Source organism: Tumebacillus flagellatus (genome assembly GCF_000714935.1).
GTDB lineage: Bacteria > Bacillota > Bacilli > Tumebacillales > Tumebacillaceae > Tumebacillus > Tumebacillus flagellatus.
Map to the genome: position 1 here is coordinate 1 of NZ_JMIR01000100.1, position 603 is coordinate 603.

At 59.2% G+C, this 603-nt stretch carries 1 protein-coding gene; it reads right to left on the minus strand.

Annotated elements, in window-relative coordinates; translation table 11 throughout:
• Window positions 1-603 (minus strand): replicative DNA helicase (locus EL26_RS23135; protein WP_038094882.1); only part of this gene is annotated, 603 nt, incomplete at both ends.

Below are 603 nucleotides of genomic sequence, written 5' to 3' on the forward strand. Positions count from 1 at the left end.
TCAGGATCAGGCGCAAGCCGTGCTTCTCTTTCAGCTTCCGGCACTTGCTGCGGATTTCTTGGACCGTGATTCCTGGTGTGTCGTCGATGAAAATTTGAGAGTCGCACAGCGCCCCGGTCGCCATCGTCAGCTTCGGCCAGTCGTCTTCGTCGAACATCCGCGTCTTCATGCGCGCCGCGTCGATGTTCCCCTCGGCGCACAGAATGCGCTCGACCAGTTGTATTTTGCTCATCTCCAGCGAGAACACCGCGACCGCTTCCTGCTCTCGAACCGCTACGTTCGTCGCCAGATTGAGCGCAAAGGCTGTTTTTCCGACCGCCGGCCGCGCCGCGATGATGATCAAATCCGATCGGCTGAATCCAGTGGTCATCCGGTCGAGGTCCGGGTATCCCGTTTTGACACGCTGCTCCTTGTTGATCGCCGCGTCTGGATTGTTATTGGCGTGGAAGCCACCCTCCAAGTCGTCGTACACTTCCAGCAAGACGTCCTTGATCGGCTCAAGCCCGCCCTTCTGGCGACCCTCTCGTGCCTTCTGCATGCGCCGGTCAGCCTTCTCCAAAACTTCCTCGATGTCGTCGCCGTACATGAGCGCTGCGGCTTGCT